The organism is Methanosphaerula subterraneus (genome assembly GCF_052055875.1).
GTDB classification, from domain to species: Archaea; Halobacteriota; Methanomicrobia; order Methanomicrobiales; family Methanospirillaceae; genus Methanosphaerula; species Methanosphaerula subterraneus.
In genome coordinates this window covers 68211-88566 of the sequence record NZ_CP170508.1, presented here as the reverse complement: position 1 = coordinate 88566, position 20356 = coordinate 68211, and the positions used below count along the sequence as shown (strand labels likewise).

Below are 20356 nucleotides of genomic sequence, written 5' to 3'. Positions count from 1 at the left end.
AATCCCTCTTACCCTTCCATCTGCGAGACAATCCTGACGATCTCTTTCGCCATCCTCTTGAGCGGTACGACCTGGTCGACCGCATTATGCTCGATGGCCGATCTGGCCATGCCATAGACCAGGCAGTCCTCCTCTCTACAGATCAGCGACGTGCCGCCGGCTTTCTTGACTGCGGCAGCCCCTTCCCCGGCATCATTGCCCATCCCCGAGAGGATCACCGAGACCGCGTTCTTCCCGAAGACCGGGGCTCCGGATATGAAGATCTTGTCGATGGCCGGGCGGACTCCATGGAGCGGCGGGGCACTCGAATGGACCAGCCGCCCGGTCCGTCTTCCGTCACTGCCGATGTTGGCCGTGATCACCGAATGGAACCCGGACTTGGAGACGAGGACCCGCCCCACTTCGAGGTTGTCACCGGACTGGGATTCCCGGACCGGGATAGGGCAGATCCGGTTGAACCGCTCGGCGAGAGCGGCGGTGAAACCAGGAGGCATATGCTGGGTCACCACCACCGCTGCCGGCAGATCGGCTGGCAGGTCCATCAGCAGTTGATCGAGCTGCTGGGGCCCGCCTGCCGACGACCCGATCATCACGATCCTGGTCGCCATCTCGCTCCCAACCCCGCCTCTGGAGATCCTTCTGATCGGCGAAAACCGGAACCTGAACATATGCTTGACCTTTGCGATCAGATCGTCGCCGATACCCCGAACATGGGTGATGTCCTTGGGCTTGAGCATGAAATCATCAGCCCCGAGTTCGATCGCAAGCCTGGTCATCTCGGCATCCTTCGAGGTGAGCGAGGAGAGCATCAGCGTCCTGGGCCGTTTCTCCCAGGTCCCGAGCTCCTTGAGTACTTCGAGCCCGTTCATCCTCGGCATCTCGATGTCGAGCGTGATCAGGTCAGGATCGAGAGCCCTGATCTTTGCAAGGGCATCCACGCCGTCGATGGCTGTTCCGACCACCTCGATGGCGGGATCCTTCGTCAGAATATCTCTGATGACAGTGCGCATGAACACAGAGTCATCAACAATCAGGACACGCATCAGATCAGGACGCTAGAACATTCTTCACTTCTTCAAGTACCTTCGGGGCCTGGAACGGTTTGACAATGTATCCCTTTGCCCCGGTCTTGATAGCCAGCTTCACCATCTGTTCCTGCCCGACGGCAGTACACATGACAACCCGGGCAGCCGGGTCGAACTGCTTGATCCCCTTCAGCGACTCGATGCCGTTCAACTTCGGCATCACCACATCCATCGTGACGAGGTCGGGTTTCAGCTCCTTGTACTTCGCAATCCCTTCCTCCCCGTCAGCCGCCTCGCCCACGATGGTATGGCCGCCTGAGAAGAGAATATTTTTGAGAAGCGTCCGCATGAACATTGTATCATCGACAATTAATATGCGCCCCATTGAACACCAAGGTAATACTTTGTCGTAAGGTCTATAAAGAGGTGCTGAAAATAAAAAACATCATTTGGGAAAGATTCATTGTTTTGTGACGTCAGAGATGTAGCGTATCCCCTTGGTGGTCAGTTTCACCTCTCTTCTGACCTCCACGACCTCGGCGATATCCAGATTGATCAGTTTGTCATAGATGACATCCAGTTTTTTATTGTTGATCGAGAGCATGCTGATGATGGCAGACGAGTCCATGCCGCTGTACACCAGCATGGCCACCTGCTGGTCGTACTCGTCCAGTTCGTCGCCACGCATATCCATCGATTTGGTGGCGTCGGTCAGGAAGTTGAAGAGGGTCTGGAGGGTCGAGACCGGACAGAGCACAAAACTGGTCACCACCTCGCCGGCGTCGACATGATCGATCTTGATCACGTCGGTCTGTTTTCCCTGCACATCACGCTTGGTCAACTGGATATCGGCAACCTCGTTGAGGGGGATGCTCACCTGTTTTTGAGCGCTATCGAACCAGATCCCGGTCTTCACGACAATGATGGAACCTTTCTCCCACTGCGCATCCTTGATCATCACGCCGCCCCGGACAGCAGGAGAGAGGAAGTATGCAGCGAGCCGGTAGGCACTGCAGCTGCTCAGGATCAACCGTTTCATCACCCGAAGCACCTTCTCGACCGAGAGGATGGGGAGTGTCTTATCCGGGGCATCCCGGGTGCTGATGAGCAGCACGTTCTTCCGCTCTTCAAGGTTGACGATATCCTTAAAGAGAACCTCCCTATCCACCGGCCGGGGGATCACCAGACGATCCTCAGTTATGCCGATCTTTAATACCACCCATGTTCCGTCATGCTCAATCTTAACAGGTACTTCCTTCATAAACCCTCATGTATTTTTGATTATTACTACCCGTGACAATAAGAAGAGATCACAGGCATCGAAAACGACTAGCGTTTCACCGCCCCAGATCCCTTCTTCTCCCCTTTGACCGCCGGCATACCGATCACCTGGAACAGCGATTCCAGATCCGTGACCAGGTCTTCAGAACTGACCTTCACATCACGCAGATCGCGAAGAATTGACATGTCGGCCTCTACCTTCACCGATTTGACATCCGACGCGAGCAGGCTGAGCATATCATTGTCCCCGCCAGACCCAGGGGCAAAAGCGGTCATATCCGGCTCGCTCTTAAAGATATCATCAGGCAGGGAATCCTGGGGAAGGGTGAACATGGGCACATCAGGGGCAGCCGCCGTCGGATCAGAGACCGCATCAGGAGGCCCGCCAGGAGTATCAGGAAGGTCAGGGACACTCTGATCGGCATCCTCAAGTCCATCAAGCCCGGAGAGCTGGATCTCGTCGAGATCCACCTCCTCAAGACTTGCCAGTTCATTGTCGATCTCGTCGATCCCTTCGAGATCGGTGAACTCCTCGAGATCAGAAGCATGCTCGCTGAGGATCGAATCGGCACCCTGCAGTTCGGGCTCTGCCGGCGGGGTGACCGCTTCCATATCCAGCGAGAGACCTTCACCCGACTCAGGGATCGGGGCATCCATCTCATCGAGCTCGTCGAGGAGGTCGGTCTGCAGTTCGTCGTCAGAGAGGGAGAGGAACGGGTCCTCCGCCTTCCCCCCGCCCCCCGACGGAGAGGGAGCAGACGGTCGAGCCGCAACAGCGGTACCGGCCGACTGCTCTGTCGCTCTCCCCTTCAGAGGATCCTCTTTCTTCTTTCGCGAGAAGAGGCCGGCCTTCTGCTCCCCTTCCTTGCGTGGAACGCGTTCTGGGATCAGTTCCTTCAACGATGAACGCATTCGTGCGAAGAGACCGGGACCACCTTTCTTTCCGGCAGGTACGGGCTCTGCCTTCTTTGCCGGCTCGGTCTTCCCGGTCCCCGGCTTTGCAGACGTCTCCTTCCGGTCTCTTCTGAACCTCGCTCCAACCTGACCGAGATCCTCTGGAGTCAACGCTCCGGTTGCAAAGAGGAGGACCACTCCAATCAGGACCAGCACCGGGAGGAGCTGCACCAGGGGCAGGTCGACCCCGATCATCACCAGTCCGAGGACGAGGGTCACCACAAAGAGGAGAAGCCTCCGAACGTCCTCTCTCATGTGGTATTCACCGTCGCCGCATTGGAGATGTTCGTCAGCACGTCCACGTTGAAGAAGATCGTTACCAGGTACGGCACGATCAGGAAGATCAATCCGGAGAGGGTGAAGAAGATTGCAATATAAAGATAGTACATATACCGGTCCCCGCCCCACACAATCTTTGCAGCCAGAATATCTGCAATCGTCAGGATCATCATGGTGATCACCACAAAGGTGGTCATCTGCTCCTTCGGAAAGTTGATGAACATATTGAGAGAGCCAGAAAGAAAAGCATTTCCACTCATTGCGTTCCCGCTCACATCCCCTGCGGATGCGGCGGCCTTTGCAAACTGGTCCATCATCGATGTGATCGCCGTCGTCAGGGTCATCAGGATGTTGTAGAGGGCGACCAGGATCGCAACCATCATCAGGTGCATCGGGATCAGCAGGATGATGAACCCCTTGGCGAGCATATCCCGCTTCTGCCGGAGCAGCACCATGTTCTGCATCGAATTGCCGACCACCTTCCCGATCTCGCCGGCCGGCCCGCCGGTCGCGACCGTATCGCGAAAGATGTTCAGGTACTTGTAGATCAGGTTCGATCCGCTCTCGCCGATGAATCGTTGCCAGATCTGCTCCTCTTCGAGGCCGAGGTTCATCTTGGAGTGGACCGACCTGACCAGCGGTTCGAGCGCGATCAGTGACTTCTTGTCCACCTGGGCCAGTGCGACCGGCATCGTGGCCCCCTGCCCCTCCATCACCGATCCGAGCGACCGGATGAAGACCGAGAAGTCGTCGTCCCGCTGCGTGATGTTGGTGTCATCGATCAGCCCGATGATCCCCAGAGGACCTACCATCAGCCCGATGAAGAGACAGATGAGACCTGCATTCACCCCGGCTACCGTCATGATCAGGGCGATGACCACGACCACCGGGACCAGGATCCGCTCAATCTTTCTGATCGAGAGCTGCTCCTTGGAACGCCAGGTGTCGAGTCCATGCGTCTTCGGGTCGTCGGGGACGGACATATACATCAGCCCGATCCCAAAGAGACTGATCCCGAGCGTCAGCGAGTACGAGATGTTCAGGGTCGTGTCGAGACTGTTTGGAGAATAGATCGCGACCGAGATCATCATCGTGACCGCGACCACTGCCGCCGAAAGGAGCATCGCGATGTAGGCGTCCCCCCACTTCTTCAGCATTTCGAACCCCTGCTCCTGGTTGCTGACATAGACCATTCGTGTCGTCACCAGTTCATTATTGAGGAACTCCTCGTCCGGCACCCCCGAATCGATCGAATTGGAGAACCGGTTGAAGAGGCTCTGGAGCAGGGGGTTCTTCACCCGGTCGGCGGTGATCTCCAGCGCTTCCTTGTAACTGAACCCCCACCCCATGGTGAGAATATTGACCTTTTTGATGTACTTCGAGGAGACGTACTCGCTCCGTTCGCTTGCACTGCCAAAGAGTTCCGGCCGGGTCGCACGGGCGAGGGCGAGGGAGGCCATGTAGGTCATCATGAAGAGAATGTCCGCGGCCATCTTCCTGTTCTCGACGATCCCCTCGTAATAGTCCCGAAACGACTGGACGATCCCGGCAAGGGCACTCTCCTTCGGCTTCTCCTCCTCCCCAACGATCCCCTCGATAACCGCCGCCTCTGCCATCGTCAGGCCCCTATCGTCAGCAGACCCTGCTTCTTGATCTTGGTGATCATATGGAAGAGATCCCAGAACTGGACATAGCCGGCCTGGTGGAGCCGTTCGAGGATCTTCGCCCGTTTCTCGACCTCAAGGTAGATCTCTGCACGCCGGTTCTCAGGCATCCCGAGCATCGTTGCGATCTTCTCTTCCAGCAGGTACGAAGAGCCCTTGCCGGACCAGATGAACGTATCCGTGACCGGATCCCAGCCGAACATCTGCACAAACGAAAAACCCTGCGTCTCAGGGTTGTATCCGACCAGTTCATTGATACTGATCATCCGTCTGACCGTCTCGCCGCTCGGACGTTTCACCGCACTCTGGATCACCACGAGGTTCAGATTGTCCACATAGGTCTTGGGGATATTGATCGGATCACCGCAGAGCCGCTGGATCAACTTCTCGACCGTGGCCGCGTGGAAGGTGGACATCACCGGGTGGCCGGTCTGCATCGCACCGAACGCCACAGAACCCTCCTCACCTCTGATCTCACCGACCAGGATCTGGTTCGGACGCTGACGAAGGGCAGCCTTGAGGAGATCGAACATGGTGACCCCGCCCCCGGTCCCCTCGCCTTTCCCCTTGGCGATGGCGACCTCCCGGGTCCAGTTCCGGTGCGGGACCGTCAGTTCGGGCGTATCCTCGATGGTCACGATCTTGTTCTCCGGCGGGATGAAGGTGGTGATCGCGTTCAGGGTCGTGGTCTTCCCGCTGGCAGTCTCCCCGCTGACAAAGAGGGACATCCCATACTCGATGCAGATCCAGAGATAGGCGGCCACATTATAGTCGCAGGCGTTCGAAGCGATCACATTCAGGATCGAAAGCGGGACCTCGTTCACCTTACGGATCGTAAAGTTCGAACCGTGCCGGCTCACCTCGGTCCCGTAGACGATGTTGATACGGGAACCGTCCAGCAGCGTGGCATCCACAATCGGCGACCGATACGTGATCGGTCGCTTGATCCGTTCCGCCATCTTGATCACGAACTGGTCGAGTTCATCGGAACGGGTGAACTCGATCACCGACTTGAGCCCTTTGAAGACCTTGTGTTCGATGAAGATCGGACCGACCCCGTTGCAGGTGATATCCTCGATATTCGAGTCTGAGAGGAACGGCTGCAGGACGCCCATATCGATCTTGTCCCGTATCATCAGGTACTCCACCGCCTTGTACTCGGCAGGGGTCAGGATCACTTTTCCATCAGGGGTCTGGGGTACCTTGACATGCGACATCCGGTCGATCATCTTCTTCTTCGCCGTGAAGTCGGTGTTCAGGAAGTCCTTGACCTTATCGAGCCCTCCCTTCGGTTCGTCCTCACCGCTCGCCTCTTCAAGGCTCTCGCCCGGGCGCCTGATCGCCGTCACCCTGGTGAGCATGTTCTTGAGGACCGCCCGTCTCTCCTCCTGAGAGGAGGGATCGTTCTCGAGGGCATCGATCATATCGATCAGCCTGAGCTCGATGGCCGGCACGAAGTTGTTCACATTGTGCAGGAAAGACGGTTCGATGGGAATGTAGAAGTTCCGGACATCGTTGGGATCCTGCAGGATATGGACAAAGGTGGTCTCGTTGACAGGATAGATGATGTTCGGATTCTTCATCGACCGGAGATCCTTCTTCAGCTCTGAGAAGAAGAGGGGGATCCCATAGGTGTTCACCGGCAGGATGTGCAGGTACTCGAGAAGGTGCGGGGCTTCCTTCACATAATCCCTGGCATTCGCAGGGAGCATCCGATAGAGTGCACTGGACTCGAGATTGGCAGACCAGTCAATCCCTTCATCGATCGTTTCAGGCTTGAATGGCAGCTTCGCTGCCATGGTCATGGTCGCCATGCCTACACCTTCGCGAAACTCATCGGAATTATCTTCATACCGTATCCGGGATGGACCTCGAACGAGACCAGGTTCCCGGTCGTCTTCCGTGCACCCCGGACCTTGTTCACCTCGAGGACCATCACATATTTTACACCGAGGAGGGCCTTCTTCATGGACAGATGCGCATCAGAGATGGACCGGATCCGCACCAGCGACTCCTCCTCAAAGGCGTAGGTGTGGAGGGTGATCAGGATCGTCTTGCCATGGTCGACCAGGTTCTTGCAGTTTGTGAAGAAGGTCAGAATCGTACCGGTATCGGCGTACTCGCTGAAGAGGGTCAGGGAGTCGATGATGATCACCTCTGCCCTGCTGTTCTTGATGAACTGGATCAGGCGGTTCAAAAGTCCTGACATCTCGGTCTCCTTCCATTCAAAACCGACCACGTTCAGAGGAAAGACTCGCAGGTATCCCCAGGCATAATACTCAGAGATGTCCAGGCTCATCGATTCCATCTGTTTGAGAAAACTCTTGGTGGTGTTCTCTGTCGTGAAGAGGTCGACACACATCGACTGTTTCAGGGCGCCCCAGATGATCTGCTGGGTCAGCACACTCTTGCCGGTATCGTTCTCACCCTCGATCAGGGTCAGGGACTCCAGCGGAAGACCGTCTGCGATCTTCTTGTCAAGTTCGTTGTTCCCTGTGGAGAGGATCTTCTTATCTTCCCCTCCCAAAATATCTCCGATTCCACCACCCATCTTCAATCCCCCCAGTCACACCAGCACTGTTGAATAGACGCCGTTCGGCGTGATCACCTGCGCCCACATCGGTCTCGGCGTTTCAGTGACCGACAGGGTCAGCACCTCGCCGGGATCCAGCTGTCCCGGATGCACATAATCCGGCACGATCCCTTCATAATGCCAGAACTGACTCGATACGACTCCTTCAAAGTAATGATGGTACGTCGGCACGTCCCCCCCTGCCGAGGTCATCACATCCATATGAGCGAAATCACTGATCGGTTCCCCCCCGGTGTTGGTCACATTCAGATAGACGGTCGTGTTCTCCACCCGGTCCACAGAGAGGTTGATGATCGTTCTCATACGCTGCTCCTGGAGATGCCCCATATCACTCTGGGCAGAGTTGACCGTCTCCGCCGTCAGGATCACCGATCCCACCAGCACGTAAGCGACATAGACGAGGAGCATCACACCCACGACAGCACCGACCAGTTCACCTATCGCCACCGATTCACCCCACAGAGAACTGTTCTGTCCTCGATACCCCGTCGGGAAGCACGAACTGGAAGTACATCATCTCCCCCTTTTCAACCGGGGTGACCTTCGTATCGACCCGGAGCGTCTCCCCCTGGTCCCAGTACCCGTTCGTGTCGTCCTCTACCTGGTAGTTCCAGCCATTCAGAACACCAGGCGTTTCATTATAGGCCATCCGCGAGAAACTCCCCACCTTCCCAAAGAAAAGATCGGATTTTGCAACCTCGGGGGCGGCCAGCCGTGCCGAACCGATGTTCTTCATCCAGACCGTCGCCTCCCCGCTGATGGTACAGTGGGTCGTCACCACCCGGAAGTCGGTCCTCATCCGCTGGTCCGAATCATGGGACGAGGAGGCGAAGGTGCCGGCCATCGTGTAGACCACGGGGAAGATTGCGTTGATCAGGACACCGGCCGCGATGATGGAGGTGATCAGGAACAGGGCGGTGGTGAAGGTCTCGCTTGACATGGATTATATCCTGTCAAGCAGGTTTACCCACTCATCGCCCTTTATCCGGTCCCTGGCCCCGGGTTCATCGCTGGAACGCCCCTGCTGCTGCTCCATCAGCACCTCGATCATGTCACGATCCAGGGTCACATCATCAGGCGAAAGGATCCGGTTTAAAACGTAGAGTTCGGCCACGTATTCGCCTGGATCGATCTCGTGCACCTCGCCGAGAACGGCCGGCATCAACCGGGCGATCTCGATCACCTCGGCACAGGACTCCTGCGAGATGTACCCCATCGACCGGTATGACTGGAGCATGCTCTCAAGCCGGTCGTGGCCATATTTTTTCACAGACCGGTTGGTCCACTTGAAGAGACGATACGCCTTCTGAAGGCGCAGTTTCTCTGGAATCGATGAACTCTCGGATAGCGGCGGAACAGCCGGCATGGCAGGGAGCTGGAACGACGGGGCCGGCTCCTGTCCCAGTTGCGAACGGAGAGCGGCGAGCAACCGCTCGTCAGCCTCCGAGAACTCGCTCTTCTTCTCCTTGCGGCGTGACCGGGCCGACCGGTCCTCGTCGTTCTCATCCTCCTCGTCTTCCTTCCGCCGCCCCTTCTTCTTATCCTTGGACTTCTCCGATACTTCCATCGTGGACTCGCGAGCTTTCAGCGCACTCTCGCGGGCGTCCAGGGCGGCCTCATGGGCGTCATTGGCCTCATCCTTGATATCCTGGGTTGTATCCGGGGGGATACCAACCCCGGCGGTCAGGGTGAACGGGTTGTCGATATCGTTCATACGCTCCCGTATGTCGATCAGGAGCCGTTTGATCGAGGTCTTTATCAGATCGACCTCACGCTCCAGGTTCTGCAGTTTTACTTCTGGATCGTCTTCAGAAGCTGCAGTGAGAATCTGGTCAACCTGCGCCTGATTAACCGCCATGTGAGTTAGTATATCTCAGTGACGATTAATAAATATTATTATTCGAGAAAACAGATAATTATATATTTAAATGCTATTTAGATTGCAGAATAACGAGAGATTGGTCCTCCACCGGGAACAGAGGTTTCCAAAAGAGCCCGTCTTCTGATCGGAAAAATGCAAAAAAGAGATCGCTCCACCTGCATGGGCACCCGATCGCGCAGCGACCATACCACCTGAGCCATAGAACGAGCGTGCATTCCTCCTCACCGAAGAGAGATTGTCTTGATAAACCAGATACATCTGTTATATACCTGACGATCATTCCTGATTCTCGTCCGGACGGATTTGACCTTTTTCAGCGCATCCCTTCAGCATCTTCACGATCGCCCATCGTCCCCGTCCGAATCTCTTCATAAGGAGGTCGACGATCTCCTGCTTCTTCATCCCCTGTGAAAGCATTCGGGCATAAACCGCGACCAAGGAATCCCGCTCCTCCCGGGTCCAGGTCCTCCCCTGGTTCAGTATTCGGCTGATCAGGGGAGTCCGAAGCGAGGGGAGCAGAGAACCGGGATGTACAGACGCAATCTCCTCTGCCTTCACCCCAAAGATCTCAGCCGAGACCTCGAATCCAATCACCCTCCTGTTGAGACCGATCGCGGCTTTTGCCGTGGAGAAACCTCCCAGAAAGAGATCGCAGACAAGATCGCCCTCGTTGCTGCTGTACTGGATCATCTTGATCAACAGAGCGATCGGCAGTTCATTTTTGTTCCTGACCTGGCCGGGTTTGTAATGGCGGTTGATGAGCCAGACATCCTCCCGATCCTGGTAGTTCAACGACTCGCCCTTCGTTCCCTTCTCACCAAAACCATACCGGGCTTCAGCATTGAATGTCCGAACCCCACCGGGTTTCTCATAGAAGAGGATGTGGTAATGAGAGGAGACGAACTTCCGACGGGTGAAGACACCGAAGTTGTACCGCCAGATGATATGGTTGACCTCCTGTAACGAGGTCTGCCTGAGAGCATCAAGGATATGGTACAGGTTGGTGTAACCCGACACGATATACAGGGACCCGCCGGGCCGGAGAATACGTTCCGCCTCACGGATCCATGCAAGGCTGAACGGCCCGTACTCGCTGGCCGGCACTTCGACATATCCCCCGACGACCAGGTCTTCCTGCCGGTTGTAATGCTGGTGGAGCCGATCTCCATGGATCCCGTACGGGGGATCGGTGATGATCAGGTCGACGCTGTTGTCGGGAACACAGGCCCTGGCACCGCTGATGCAGTCGCCATTATAGAACTGGCCTCCGCCGAAGGCGACAGCGTGCAGATCCTGAGCGGGTTGATCCATCTTCTGGTTCATAGGTACGCCGGATTTTTAAGATCTGATACGATCTCTGTAGTATTGTAGTACCCTGAGATGCGTATACCCGTTCCGGTCAGAACACCATTTATATATCAGGGGCTCTGATCGACAGGCAGGACGGTGCAAGGGTTTTGATAGAAGATGAAACGGCAGGCAAGAGGGAAGAGACGGGGACCGTCAGGATCAGACGTCTGCCTTCGAACAAGACAAAGATCGTCTGTACAATCGGCCCCTCATCCACGTCGCCACAGGTGCTCGCCGATATGATCAGAAGCGGAATGAACGTGGCACGGGTGAACTTCTCCCATGGAACGAGTGACGAGCACCGGATGCTGATCAAAAATATCAGGGCAGCTGCCGCACGCCTCGGGAGGACCGTGGCGATTCTGATCGACCTCCCGGGGCCCAAGATCAGGATCGGGAAACTGATACAGGAACCATTGATCCTTTCGAAGGGGGAGACCGTGACGCTGACCGCGGATCCGGCCTCGTCAGACCTGGCCGCGATCCCGGTGAACTATCCCGGTCTGCCCTCGCTCGTCACCGAGGGGACCACGATCTTTCTGAACGACGGATTTCTGCAATTGAAGGTGATCCGGATCAGCGGACAGGAGGTGGTCGGGAAGGTCGTGATCGGCGGGCCCCTCCTCTCGCACAAAGGGCTGAACCTGCCGGGGATCTCCCTGCCGATCCCGGCGGTGACCCCGGAGGACCTCGTCCATGTCGACCTCGGGCTGGATGAAGGGGTCGACACCTTCACCATCTCGTTCCTTGATAACCCGAAGGATATCAGGGTCTTGCGGGAGTATGCGCACAAGCGGGGCGTAGCGATCCATATCGTCGCAAAGATCGAACGGGCAGGGGCCGTCAGAGCGATCGACGCCATCCTCGAAGAGGCGGATGCAATCATGATCGCACGTGGCGACCTGGGCGTTCAGATCCCGATCGAAGAGGTGCCGGGAGTCCAGAAACTGTGTATCCAGAAGGCGAACAAACTCGGCGTTCCGGTGATCACGGCGACGCAGATGCTCGAATCGATGACAGAGAACATCCTCCCGACCAGGGCCGAGGTGACCGATGTCGCCAATGCTATCCTGGACGGGTCAGACGCCGTGATGCTCTCTGCCGAGACGGCCACCGGCAGGTATCCGGTGGAGACGGTGCGCATGATGGCAAAGATCGCACGCTCGATCGAAGCCCAGCGGACCACGCTGAAGGGGCGTTCCCGGCTTGAAGAGGACCTGCTCACCGGGATCAACAGGCGTGAACTGACGGTCGACGACGTGGTCTCCCTGAATGTGATCCAGGCGACGCATGCCCTCTCACCCCGCTATATCCTGACCCCGACCAGGAGCGGAAGGACGCCGAGACGGATTTCGCGTTTCCAACCGGACTGCTGGATCCTTTCGTTCTCCAGGGATCAGCGGGTCGCCGATTTCCTCGCCTTCTCCTACGGTGTGGTGCCGTTCTTTGTCAAACCTGACGAGGCAGCCTGGCATGACCGGATCTTTGACATGATCAGAGATGCCGGGCTTGCAAAGACCGGGGACCTGGTGATCCTGACAGAAGGGTCGTTGCCGGATCTGGCCGGGGCGACCAATGCCCTGCGGATCATCAGACTTCCCGATCGAACGGGACTGCATAGTCTCTGATCACCTGCCACCGAAGTACCTTCTTCTGGAAGGATTCGCGTGCGTTCGCCGGACTGGTCGAGGGGAGGGAGACGACGGTCACACCGGGAGGAGGGCCCATGCCGCCCAGCGACCGTTTCAGAAACCGTTCGGCCGTCCTCCCGTTGGCCGCGACCAGCCGGATGGTCGGATGGGCTGCGAGGAGGCCCCGGACATCATTCAGGGCCGGCTCCTGTATCGTGCTGTCCATCGAGCCCTCCTGGGAACATGAGTCGACCATGTCCCAGAGTGCGACCTGACGTTCGGCGAGCAGGCGGACCCTCTCGGAATACGGGAGCACCCGCGGGATCCCGAAGAGGACCTCGATGATCGGCCAGAAATGGTTCTGGGGGTTTGCATAATAGGCCCCTGCAGCCCGTGCCCGGGCACTCGGAAATGAACCGAGGACCAGTACGACCGGGGCTGATCCGATGATCGGGAGGAGACCCTGTTTCAGGTGGGAGGATCCATCAGGGCTGGATGATTCGACCGGATCGGCCTCCTGCTCGGTCATTCCCTCTTCAGCCTGCAGGACAGATCATCTCCACACATGATGAGATCCCGTGCACCATCCCAGAACTGCGACTCCACCGGTCCGTTACGGGGACGGGTCCTCTTTCGGGGGCGTTGATAAAGAGAGGGCATCGGATGGAGCTTGCAGACCTGCTTCCGTTTCGGGGTCGCCAGATTCCATCTTTCGGGGAATCGGTTCATCAGGGTCCAGAGGTCTGCGGAGATCACCGTGGAGGACATCAAGCGATTGCCCGAATTTCATACAGTGACGGTACTCCAACAATAATATATATAATTTTCATGCGTCAGACCCGGCAGCGTATAGTTTGATTCACTTCTGTCGAAGATCGTACATTCGACGCAAGGCCTGTTCATCCGGAGAGAAACACCAGAGTATGCAGCGCACCACCGGATCATGTAATCAATTCTAGATAAATTGTAATTTTTAGATCGGTTTTAGAAATCTATAAATTACTAAATGTATAATATAACGTACATTACGTGATGACCATGATCTCTGTCCTGTATGTTGATGATGAAGCCGGCCTCCTTGAAATCGGAAAATTATTCCTTGAACGCATCGGCACGATCACCGTAGATATTGTAAATTCTGCACGGGATGCCCTCGGTCGACTGGCGTCCGCCTCCTATGATGTGATCGTCTCCGATTATCAGATGCCCGGCATGGATGGAATTGAGTTTTTGCGAAATATCCGGATGGGCAGCGATATCCCCTTCATCCTTTTCACGAGCAGGAGCCGGGAAGAGGTCGCCATAACCGCTCTGGACAGCGGCGCCGATTACTATGTCCAGAAAGGGGGGAACCTCACTGCACAGTTTGCAGAACTCTCCCATGATATTCACCAGATTGTGAAGCACAAAAAGGTTGAAGCCGATTTACAGAGAGAGCAGGAGTTCTCGCGTGCCCTGCTTGAAACACTGGTGATAGACACCAGCGATCAGCAGCAGGTGGAGACGCTTCCGTGCCCGGTATTGGAGACCGCCCCTGCATCCCAACGGTCGACAACGGGCGTTCGTTCACCGGCTGTCCGGAAAACCAGGACCTCCACTCCCCATCGGTATGGGATCTTCGATACAATCCACCGGGTGGTGAAAGGCACAGGGGCCAGGGCCGGGTTGTACGAAGAACCGTCCTGCTTCCAGGCCCTGATCAGGGACCTGGTCATCGGTCCCGAGGATCTGTATCGTATGAGAGTTCTTCCATGCCCGGTTTTAGAAATAACTTCCGGATTTCGTCGGTCTGGATCCTATTGAATCTCTCCGGACCTCCCCGGGGCCTCTGACCGATCATCATCCAGGGACAGGGATGATGATCCTGCTATTCTTCTGCACAGGGTGTTCCTTCCTGTACGCCGGCCTGAAGAGGACAGGAGTCACGCCTGACTGAAACGGAGTGGGATGCATACGCCGTAACTCCATCCCGGCCTCTCTTCTCTGATACCGGTATTCAGCAGGACCACTGCTTTGACACTCTTCCTCATATCCTGTGCAGTGGTGAACAGACCGGACTCAACAGGAATTCAGGTTAACTCCTGTGAGTCCACGATTGAAAATAACGTGATGATCGCCATGATGACCCCCAGGCACCTACGAGCACGACCATCCTGATCGAAACGGATGGAACAATCAGGGTATAATAGTATCAGGAACAAATACGCCCCTGCAGGAGATGAACCCGCACAGGGGGACCAAAAGATATGAGAATCTGGCGGGCGACAGGAGCGTCGGTACAGGGTACGTACCACCAGCAGATCGGGCTTCCCAACCAGGACGCGATCGGCTCTTCTGCTGTTGAAGGATCAGAGGTCACGCTGGCCCTGGCAGACGGGCACGGATCGGCCCGATGCTACCGGAGCGACAGGGGTTCCGCATTTGCCGTTGAGGCTGCACTCTCGGTTGCCGGACAGTTCACTGCCAGAACAGACCCTGCTGCACTGATCTCTGGCGGCCGGGAGTTCCTGAGGGCCGGCATCTGTACAGCGATCGTCGGGCGGTGGAGAGAACTGGTGAATCGGGACCTCATCAGCAGGGGTGAAACCGACCTCTCCACTGCTTCCCGGTATGACGAGATCGCCGATCTGCTGCTCCCGTACGGGTCGACCCTGTTAACGGTCATCGCGACACAGCACTATCTGCTGTACCTCCAGCTCGGTGACGGAGATATCCTCACCGTCTCACAGGAAGGGACGATCGAACGTCCACTGGAACGGGATCCCCGCCTCTATGGGAACCAGACCACCTCGCTCTGTCTGCCCGAGGCTGCCAACGATTTTTATACTGCTGTCACCAGCGTCAATGCCGGGATGCCGTCTGCGATCCTGCTGGCGACCGACGGGCTGGTCAACTCGTACCGGAGTGAAACCGAATTCCAGAATGCCGCCCGCAGGCTCTTCATTGAAGACCAGCACCTCACAGAACTGCTCGCCCGGATCTCCTCGATGGGGAGCGGGGACGATATCACGGTCGGCATGCTGCACCTGCATGCCGGTTGAGGCCATCCTGCACTCATTTAGACAGGGGGTTATGATCAGGCTTGAGATAAACTCGTTAAGAAAAAGGTGAGGTTTTTTAAGAACTGGTTGTCGACCAGATCTGCACGCATTCTGTCGGAAAAATGGGTCTTTTTTCTATTCTCCAGGAAGGCGGTTGTCTGAACCGGCTCAGTTGACGGTGGTGTTCACCCCGCGATTATGTCTGCCGACCGACCTGTTGCCAGGCATGGAGGTACTGTCGTCGGTCGGGCATGATACCGAGCCGGCCGGGGCGGTCCCATTGATCTCAAAGCCGGATGGATGGTCCGGACCTGCCGTTCCGTTACCGGCAAAGTCCGGACGGCCGGTTCCGTTGCCTGCAAAGCCATGTGCATGATCCTGGCGTGGCCCGCACCTGCTCTCGTTCAGACCGGCAGCTGCGAGTGTTGCATTGATGCTCTCCTTCAGCCCGGACTGGGTGCCGTTATACGCGGTTACGGCTGTCTTTGTCTGGTTGAAGAACAGATGCTCGATCTGTCTGAGGTTCATCTCGGTGGATCTGAGCTCTGTGTTGTTCCCTGTAGACGGAATGGACGCAGCGACGGAGACATAGTTATCCCTGGTCGCCGTCAGGGCCGTGATGCCGGTACTGTTGCTGATCTGATCGACGTACGCTATCGCACCCTGCATCATCACCTCGGTGACATGACTGGTATTCACAATTCGATCCCTGATCTCAGTGATATGCGTCTGGTTGTGGGTGTCGACGATCCCCCCTGCACTGACTGCAGGGATGAAGAGCATCAACCCGAGCAAGCATATACTGACCGATACGATTGATCTGATGGAAATTACGTTCACCTCATCCTTCTTTTAGTAACCTGCGTCCCCTGCAGGCCACCACGACCACCTCTTGAAAGGGGGACGATATATAATTCCGGGATGGACGAAGGCACAGTTCTCTCATCCACGGTCCATTTCCTGGTCCGGCCGGTTAAGGATATGACCGGTCCGGTCATCCCCAAACCCTCGCCGCGAACAGATCTTCCCAGAAGTACCTGACCGGATTCTATCCCATATACTGGCGATTATTTCCAAATCCAGGGAAAGAATGAAGAATACCATCTACCAGGAGGACCAGAATCTGAACCGGACGGTCCAATTAATGGACCGGAGAGACCCGGATGAGGATAAACATTTATCCCCACAGGGAGAACGAAGATAGAGGAGTGGTATCTGTGGACAGGATTGAAGGTACCGAGACCTGTATCGTCTCGATCGATACCGACTTTTATGAGGACCTTTCGCAGTACCTCGAGGTGCTCTCCAACAGCACGCGGCTGCGGATTCTGAAACTGATCGAGAAGACGCCCAAAGATCGCCGCCAGATTGCTGCCGAGATCAATACCAGTTACGACAACACCAAGAAGCACCTCGATAAACTGGTGAATGTCGGTCTCGTAAAGAAGGAGGCCGGCGTGGGCCAGCAGACGTCAAAAGGGGTGCACCCGGTCTGGGAATACTCCGTGGTCTCCGGAGGTCTCGAACAGGTGATCAGGAACCTCGGGGTCTTCAGCACGGCAGGGATCCAGAAGAACCCGGATCTCACCAGCCGGCTGGCCGAGGTGCGGGGTCAGATCGCCGACGAGCTCACCGGCGATCATCTGTACCTGGTCCTGCTGACCGGAGCGGACGAGGGGAAGGTGACGATCTTCGAGGACGAACAGCTCAGCATCGGCAGGGCCGACGCAGAGTACGAACCCGTCTCCGGGTCCCTGATCCTTCCGGATTGGTACAGGACGGTCACCCGCATATCCAAGCCCCATGTACGGATCTATACCGGGGCCGCCGGATACCTGGTGGAGGATTGCGGCTCCACCGCCGGGACCTTCCTGAACAACCAGCCCCTGACCCCGCACCAGCGGATGGTGCTGCATGACGGGGACCTGCTGGACCTCGCAAAGGATCCCTATGGTGCACGGTTTGTCGTGATGCTTCCAAAAAGAGGAGCGGATCTCACTGGATGAAGCCGGCTCACATCCTGCTGGTTCTGCTGCTTGTCAACGTGCTCCTGGTGTGTGCACTCCCCGCAGAAGCCGCCCCGATATCGCTGCCGTCCCCACCCCAGTTTCATCAGGTGCGTAACAACACATCACCCGGAGTCAGCGACGTCCCTCCCCCTGATCAGGAGATGATGGACAGAACAATCTCCGGGGTGGCCCTCTTTCTGCTCTATGCCGGGATCTCGTTATTACTTCTGCTGAGCCTGGTGATACGCACCGGACGGAGACTCGATCCCCACCAGAGATCCCAAAGCAGCGAAGAAAACCCGCTGATCGGACTCAGTTATATTGTGCTGGCCCTGGTCTCCGCCGTCGGGATTCTCTGGCTGTTGACGGTGAACAGTGCACCCCTGATCCGGCTCGATCTCGTGGGTATTGCAGGGCTGCTCTGCTGCTTCCCGAGCGTCCTCTTCTCGTTCTTTTCGGCAGGGATCGCGCTGGAAAAAAACCGGTGGCAGGTTCAGCGGAGCATGCTTCTGCTCCACCTGATCGTGGCGATCATCGCTGCGATCCTGCTCAGCCTCCTCCTGCTGATGGTCCCGGTACCATCAGAACTCCCGCCCCTGGCGCTCACGTACATCTCCCTGATCACCGGAGCGGTCCTCTCTGCAGGACAGTACCTCCAGCACCGGGAGCACAGCCAGTCCCCCGCCCCCGAGCCGGTGCCGATGCTCGCGGCCGGCACCGGCGGTCAGAAGACGCTCGTCCCTGCCCAAAAGGAGGGGGAGTTCGTCACCGAGGAGGGCATCCCTGAGGCGATCACCTCCCAGTACACCGACCTGAAACCTGCAGCCACGGGCGGCGTCGCGAGCGTCTTCTCGGCGACCCGGCGAAGCGACGGGATGCGGGTCGCCCTGAAACTTCCGCTCAGGCATGACCTTGCGACCGGGGCGGGGTTTTTGAAGGAGATCAGAATCTGGGAGCATCTGAACCATCCCAACATCGTGAGGCTCACGCATGTGTACCTGCTGCCGACCCTCTGCCTGGAGATGGAGTACGTGCCGTACCGACTCACCGAGCAGATCGGCTCGATCACCACGGCCGGGGCGATCAGGATTACAAAAGGGATCCTGAACGGGCTCGACTATGCGCACCAGCACGGGTACAGCCACTGCGATATCAAGCCGGATAATATTCTGCTCACTGAAGAAGGGGCCGGAGGAATCCCCAAGATCACCGATTGGGGGCTTTCAGAGCATGCCGGCGAGAAGACCGGGGCTGCGTGCACCGCGTTCACCCCCTGGTACGCGGCTCCTGAACAGATCGCACCCGAGCAGTTCGGTCTTCCGGGGCCGGCGACCGATCTCTATCAGGTCGGGGTGCTGCTGTACCTGATGCTGACCAGGACCCATCCGTTTGCAGGAACGGATACCGACAGCACCTGCAGGATGATCCTGAACGACAGTCCACAACCTCCGTCCGCCTATCGGCCAGAGCTGGCGCCCCTGGATGCGGTGCTCCTCAAATGTCTTGCCCGGAGCCAGAAAGACCGGTACAGGTCCGCAGCCGAGCTCGCCGCAGACCTGGAGTAGAGAGAGAAGACCAGAAGAATAATCGGGGCACCAGGGGCGGAGCGACCGGACTGTCGCTTCAGGTGAGAACATATAGCACAGGAGAGCCCATCAGGTAAGGAGAAGAGATGCGACTGTTAATCCGCCTGAAAGCAGAACAGGATGGGCCTGTTCAGAACCGTGCACTGCACACGTTTGTCACCCAGGCTATGATGTGGGCGGGGTCCCTGGGCCCGGCCCTGGCCCGGGACGTCCCGGTCTCATACTCCCGCCTCTTTCCGTTCGGGGAGATCAAGACCGGGGACCTGCAACAGTTGATCATCGCATCCCCTGCACCCGAGGTGGCACAGGGTATCGCCCGCTATCTCTCGCAGCAGAGAGGGGCCCGGATAAAAATTGGTGATGCGCAGTTCACCCTGCTGGGGCATCAGGTTTTTTCGATCACCCTGCAGAAGAACAGACTGGTCCTTCGGAATGCAACCCCTCTGATCGTCCGGCTCTCCCCAAAGTGCATCAATAAATTCCAGATCCCCGACCAATCCAGAGGGCCGGTGTTCTGGGAGGAGGGGATGCCCGAGGAGGCGCTGACCACGGCACTCACCGAATCGCTGCTCGCCCGGTATAACCGCTGGAACGCGACAAAACTCAAAATGGAGACGCTCTTTGCCGAGGCCTCCCTCTTCAGAAGTCTGCCGGCGAAGCCGTCCGGAAACAAGAAGAGCGGGACGGCACCCAGCAGTCTCTGGGAGTTCCGCTGGAGTAAGATGAACCAGGCACAGCGGAAGGTGCTGGCGTTCGGGATCGAGGCAGGGTTTGGGGAGCGGACCGGCTCGGGATATGGATTTATGAATGTGATCAGGAAGGAGGAGAAGCCCGAGCCGCAGGAGCGGGCAGGGGCCGGCCCCCATCCACCGGCTGAACCGCCGGAACAGGATGAGAAATTATAAGTAGTATCATGACATACAAGGCAATTTGCCTCTAGAGAGGAGCATGCTGAGAAGGCTATGCACTGATGCGATTCAACCACAGGGAGTAATCAGCCTGTGACAATAGATAGAATGCACCAGAGGCCAGATGTCATCATGATGGCATCCATACGAGCA

Annotated in this window: 19 protein-coding genes; 6 read left to right on the top strand and 13 right to left on the bottom strand. The window is 57.1% G+C overall.

Annotated features, from left to right (window positions below; genetic code table 11):
• Positions 1–8: 8 nt before the first annotated feature.
• The 11 genes from cheB to ACFKSJ_RS00405 all read right to left on the bottom strand — a co-directional run bounded on the left by cheB (position 9) and on the right by ACFKSJ_RS00405 (position 10989).
• On the bottom strand, positions 9–1046 hold the full coding sequence (gene cheB / locus ACFKSJ_RS00455; RefSeq protein WP_440951434.1) for a chemotaxis-specific protein-glutamate methyltransferase CheB: 1038 nt from the start codon (positions 1044–1046) through the stop codon (positions 9–11).
• Position 1047: 1 nt separating this feature from the next.
• Positions 1048–1410 carry a response regulator gene (locus tag ACFKSJ_RS00450; protein WP_012618482.1) on the bottom strand — a complete coding sequence of 121 codons (363 nt, stop codon included), beginning with the start codon at positions 1408–1410 and terminating at the stop codon, positions 1048–1050.
• A gap of 75 nt (positions 1411–1485) precedes the next feature.
• Complete coding sequence (locus ACFKSJ_RS00445; RefSeq protein WP_440950317.1) at positions 1486–2286, bottom strand: CheF family chemotaxis protein; 801 nt, start codon at positions 2284–2286, stop codon at positions 1486–1488.
• Positions 2287–2354: 68 nt separating this feature from the next.
• Positions 2355–3515, bottom strand: a complete 1161-nt coding sequence (locus ACFKSJ_RS00440; protein ID WP_440950316.1) for a hypothetical protein — start codon at positions 3513–3515, stop codon at positions 2355–2357.
• Entirely contained in the window at positions 3512–5155 is a 1644-nt protein-coding gene (gene flaJ, locus ACFKSJ_RS00435; RefSeq protein ID WP_440950315.1) for an archaellar assembly protein FlaJ, read from the bottom strand. The genes ACFKSJ_RS00440 and flaJ overlap by 4 nt, the downstream gene beginning before the upstream one ends.
• A gap of 2 nt (positions 5156–5157) precedes the next feature.
• Positions 5158–7017 carry a type II/IV secretion system ATPase subunit gene (locus tag ACFKSJ_RS00430; RefSeq protein WP_440950314.1) on the bottom strand — a complete coding sequence of 620 codons (1860 nt, stop codon included), beginning with the start codon at positions 7015–7017 and terminating at the stop codon, positions 5158–5160.
• Positions 7018–7019: 2 nt separating this feature from the next.
• Positions 7020–7754 carry an ATPase domain-containing protein gene (locus tag ACFKSJ_RS00425; RefSeq protein ID WP_440950313.1) on the bottom strand — a complete coding sequence of 245 codons (735 nt, stop codon included), beginning with the start codon at positions 7752–7754 and terminating at the stop codon, positions 7020–7022.
• A 15-nt stretch (positions 7755–7769) separates the two neighbouring features.
• On the bottom strand, positions 7770–8243 hold the full coding sequence (locus tag ACFKSJ_RS00420; protein ID WP_440950312.1) for a flagellar protein FlaF: 474 nt from the start codon (positions 8241–8243) through the stop codon (positions 7770–7772).
• A 4-nt stretch (positions 8244–8247) separates the two neighbouring features.
• Positions 8248–8736 carry a flagellin gene (locus tag ACFKSJ_RS00415; RefSeq protein ID WP_440950311.1) on the bottom strand — a complete coding sequence of 163 codons (489 nt, stop codon included), beginning with the start codon at positions 8734–8736 and terminating at the stop codon, positions 8248–8250.
• A 3-nt stretch (positions 8737–8739) separates the two neighbouring features.
• The gene (locus ACFKSJ_RS00410) at positions 8740–9654 is read right to left on the bottom strand and encodes a hypothetical protein (protein ID WP_440950310.1); all 915 of its coding nucleotides are present in this window, start codon (positions 9652–9654) and stop codon (positions 8740–8742) included.
• A 300-nt stretch (positions 9655–9954) separates the two neighbouring features.
• Complete coding sequence (locus tag ACFKSJ_RS00405; RefSeq protein WP_440950309.1) at positions 9955–10989, bottom strand: DNA-methyltransferase; 1035 nt, start codon at positions 10987–10989, stop codon at positions 9955–9957.
• Between the two features lie 146 nt (positions 10990–11135).
• Between ACFKSJ_RS00405 and pyk the strand changes: the two genes are divergently transcribed.
• Positions 11136–12656 (top strand): pyruvate kinase, encoded by a 1521-nt coding sequence (pyk, locus tag ACFKSJ_RS00400; protein ID WP_440950308.1) that lies wholly within the window; start codon positions 11136–11138, stop codon positions 12654–12656.
• Here pyk and ACFKSJ_RS00395 read toward each other — a convergent pair.
• Positions 12619–13188: a DNA-deoxyinosine glycosylase gene (locus ACFKSJ_RS00395; RefSeq protein ID WP_440950307.1), complete on the bottom strand. Its 570-nt coding sequence runs from the start codon at positions 13186–13188 to the stop codon at positions 12619–12621. The two genes, pyk and ACFKSJ_RS00395, sit on opposite strands and share 38 nt — an antisense overlap.
• 503 nt (positions 13189–13691) lie before the next feature.
• Between ACFKSJ_RS00395 and ACFKSJ_RS00390 the strand changes: the two genes are divergently transcribed.
• Both ACFKSJ_RS00390 and ACFKSJ_RS00385 read left to right on the top strand, forming a co-directional pair.
• Positions 13692–14462: a response regulator gene (locus ACFKSJ_RS00390; protein WP_440950306.1), complete on the top strand. Its 771-nt coding sequence runs from the start codon at positions 13692–13694 to the stop codon at positions 14460–14462.
• 443 nt (positions 14463–14905) lie between these two features.
• Positions 14906–15700, top strand: a complete 795-nt coding sequence (locus tag ACFKSJ_RS00385; protein ID WP_440950305.1) for a PP2C family serine/threonine-protein phosphatase — start codon at positions 14906–14908, stop codon at positions 15698–15700.
• A 168-nt stretch (positions 15701–15868) separates the two neighbouring features.
• Here ACFKSJ_RS00385 and ACFKSJ_RS00380 read toward each other — a convergent pair whose 3' ends face one another.
• Positions 15869–16495, bottom strand: a complete 627-nt coding sequence (locus ACFKSJ_RS00380) for a hypothetical protein (RefSeq protein WP_440950304.1) — start codon at positions 16493–16495, stop codon at positions 15869–15871.
• Positions 16496–16917: 422 nt separating this feature from the next.
• Between ACFKSJ_RS00380 and ACFKSJ_RS00375 the strand changes: the two genes are divergently transcribed.
• The 3 genes from ACFKSJ_RS00375 to ACFKSJ_RS00365 all read left to right on the top strand — a co-directional run bounded on the left by ACFKSJ_RS00375 (position 16918) and on the right by ACFKSJ_RS00365 (position 20200).
• On the top strand, positions 16918–17706 hold the full coding sequence (locus ACFKSJ_RS00375) for an FHA domain-containing protein (RefSeq protein ID WP_440950303.1): 789 nt from the start codon (positions 16918–16920) through the stop codon (positions 17704–17706).
• Entirely contained in the window at positions 17703–19274 is a 1572-nt protein-coding gene (locus tag ACFKSJ_RS00370; protein ID WP_440950302.1) for a serine/threonine-protein kinase, read from the top strand. The genes ACFKSJ_RS00375 and ACFKSJ_RS00370 overlap by 4 nt, the downstream gene beginning before the upstream one ends.
• Before the next feature lie 107 nt (positions 19275–19381).
• A complete protein-coding gene (locus tag ACFKSJ_RS00365) occupies positions 19382–20200 on the top strand; it encodes a CRISPR-associated endoribonuclease Cas6 (RefSeq protein WP_440950301.1) in 819 nt (272 codons plus the stop codon).
• The last annotated feature ends 156 nt before the right edge of the window (positions 20201–20356 follow it).

Excerpts from the sequence above, each read along its gene's own strand:
- ACFKSJ_RS00405 (WP_440950309.1), bottom strand. The coding sequence starts at position 10,989 with ATGGATCAACCCGCTCAGGATCTGCACGCTGTCGCCTTCGGCGGAGGC.
- ACFKSJ_RS00445 (WP_440950317.1), bottom strand. The coding sequence starts at position 2,286 with ATGAAGGAAGTACCTGTTAAGATTGAGCATGACGGAACATGGGTGGTA.
- ACFKSJ_RS00430 (WP_440950314.1), bottom strand. The coding sequence starts at position 7,017 with ATGGCGACCATGACCATGGCAGCGAAGCTGCCATTCAAGCCTGAAACG.
- ACFKSJ_RS00440 (WP_440950316.1), bottom strand. The coding sequence starts at position 3,515 with ATGAGAGAGGACGTTCGGAGGCTTCTCCTCTTTGTGGTGACCCTCGTC.
- ACFKSJ_RS00415 (WP_440950311.1), bottom strand. The coding sequence starts at position 8,736 with ATGTCAAGCGAGACCTTCACCACCGCCCTGTTCCTGATCACCTCCATC.
- ACFKSJ_RS00370 (WP_440950302.1), top strand. The coding sequence starts at position 17,703 with ATGAAGCCGGCTCACATCCTGCTGGTTCTGCTGCTTGTCAACGTGCTC.
- ACFKSJ_RS00365 (WP_440950301.1), top strand. The coding sequence starts at position 19,382 with ATGCGACTGTTAATCCGCCTGAAAGCAGAACAGGATGGGCCTGTTCAG.
- ACFKSJ_RS00395 (WP_440950307.1), bottom strand. The coding sequence starts at position 13,188 with ATGACCGAGCAGGAGGCCGATCCGGTCGAATCATCCAGCCCTGATGGA.
- ACFKSJ_RS00450 (WP_012618482.1), bottom strand. The coding sequence starts at position 1,410 with ATGGGGCGCATATTAATTGTCGATGATACAATGTTCATGCGGACGCTT.
- flaJ (WP_440950315.1), bottom strand. The coding sequence starts at position 5,155 with ATGGCAGAGGCGGCGGTTATCGAGGGGATCGTTGGGGAGGAGGAGAAG.
- ACFKSJ_RS00390 (WP_440950306.1), top strand. The coding sequence starts at position 13,692 with ATGACCATGATCTCTGTCCTGTATGTTGATGATGAAGCCGGCCTCCTT.
- ACFKSJ_RS00410 (WP_440950310.1), bottom strand. The coding sequence starts at position 9,654 with ATGGCGGTTAATCAGGCGCAGGTTGACCAGATTCTCACTGCAGCTTCT.
- ACFKSJ_RS00425 (WP_440950313.1), bottom strand. The coding sequence starts at position 7,754 with ATGGGTGGTGGAATCGGAGATATTTTGGGAGGGGAAGATAAGAAGATC.
- ACFKSJ_RS00385 (WP_440950305.1), top strand. The coding sequence starts at position 14,906 with ATGAGAATCTGGCGGGCGACAGGAGCGTCGGTACAGGGTACGTACCAC.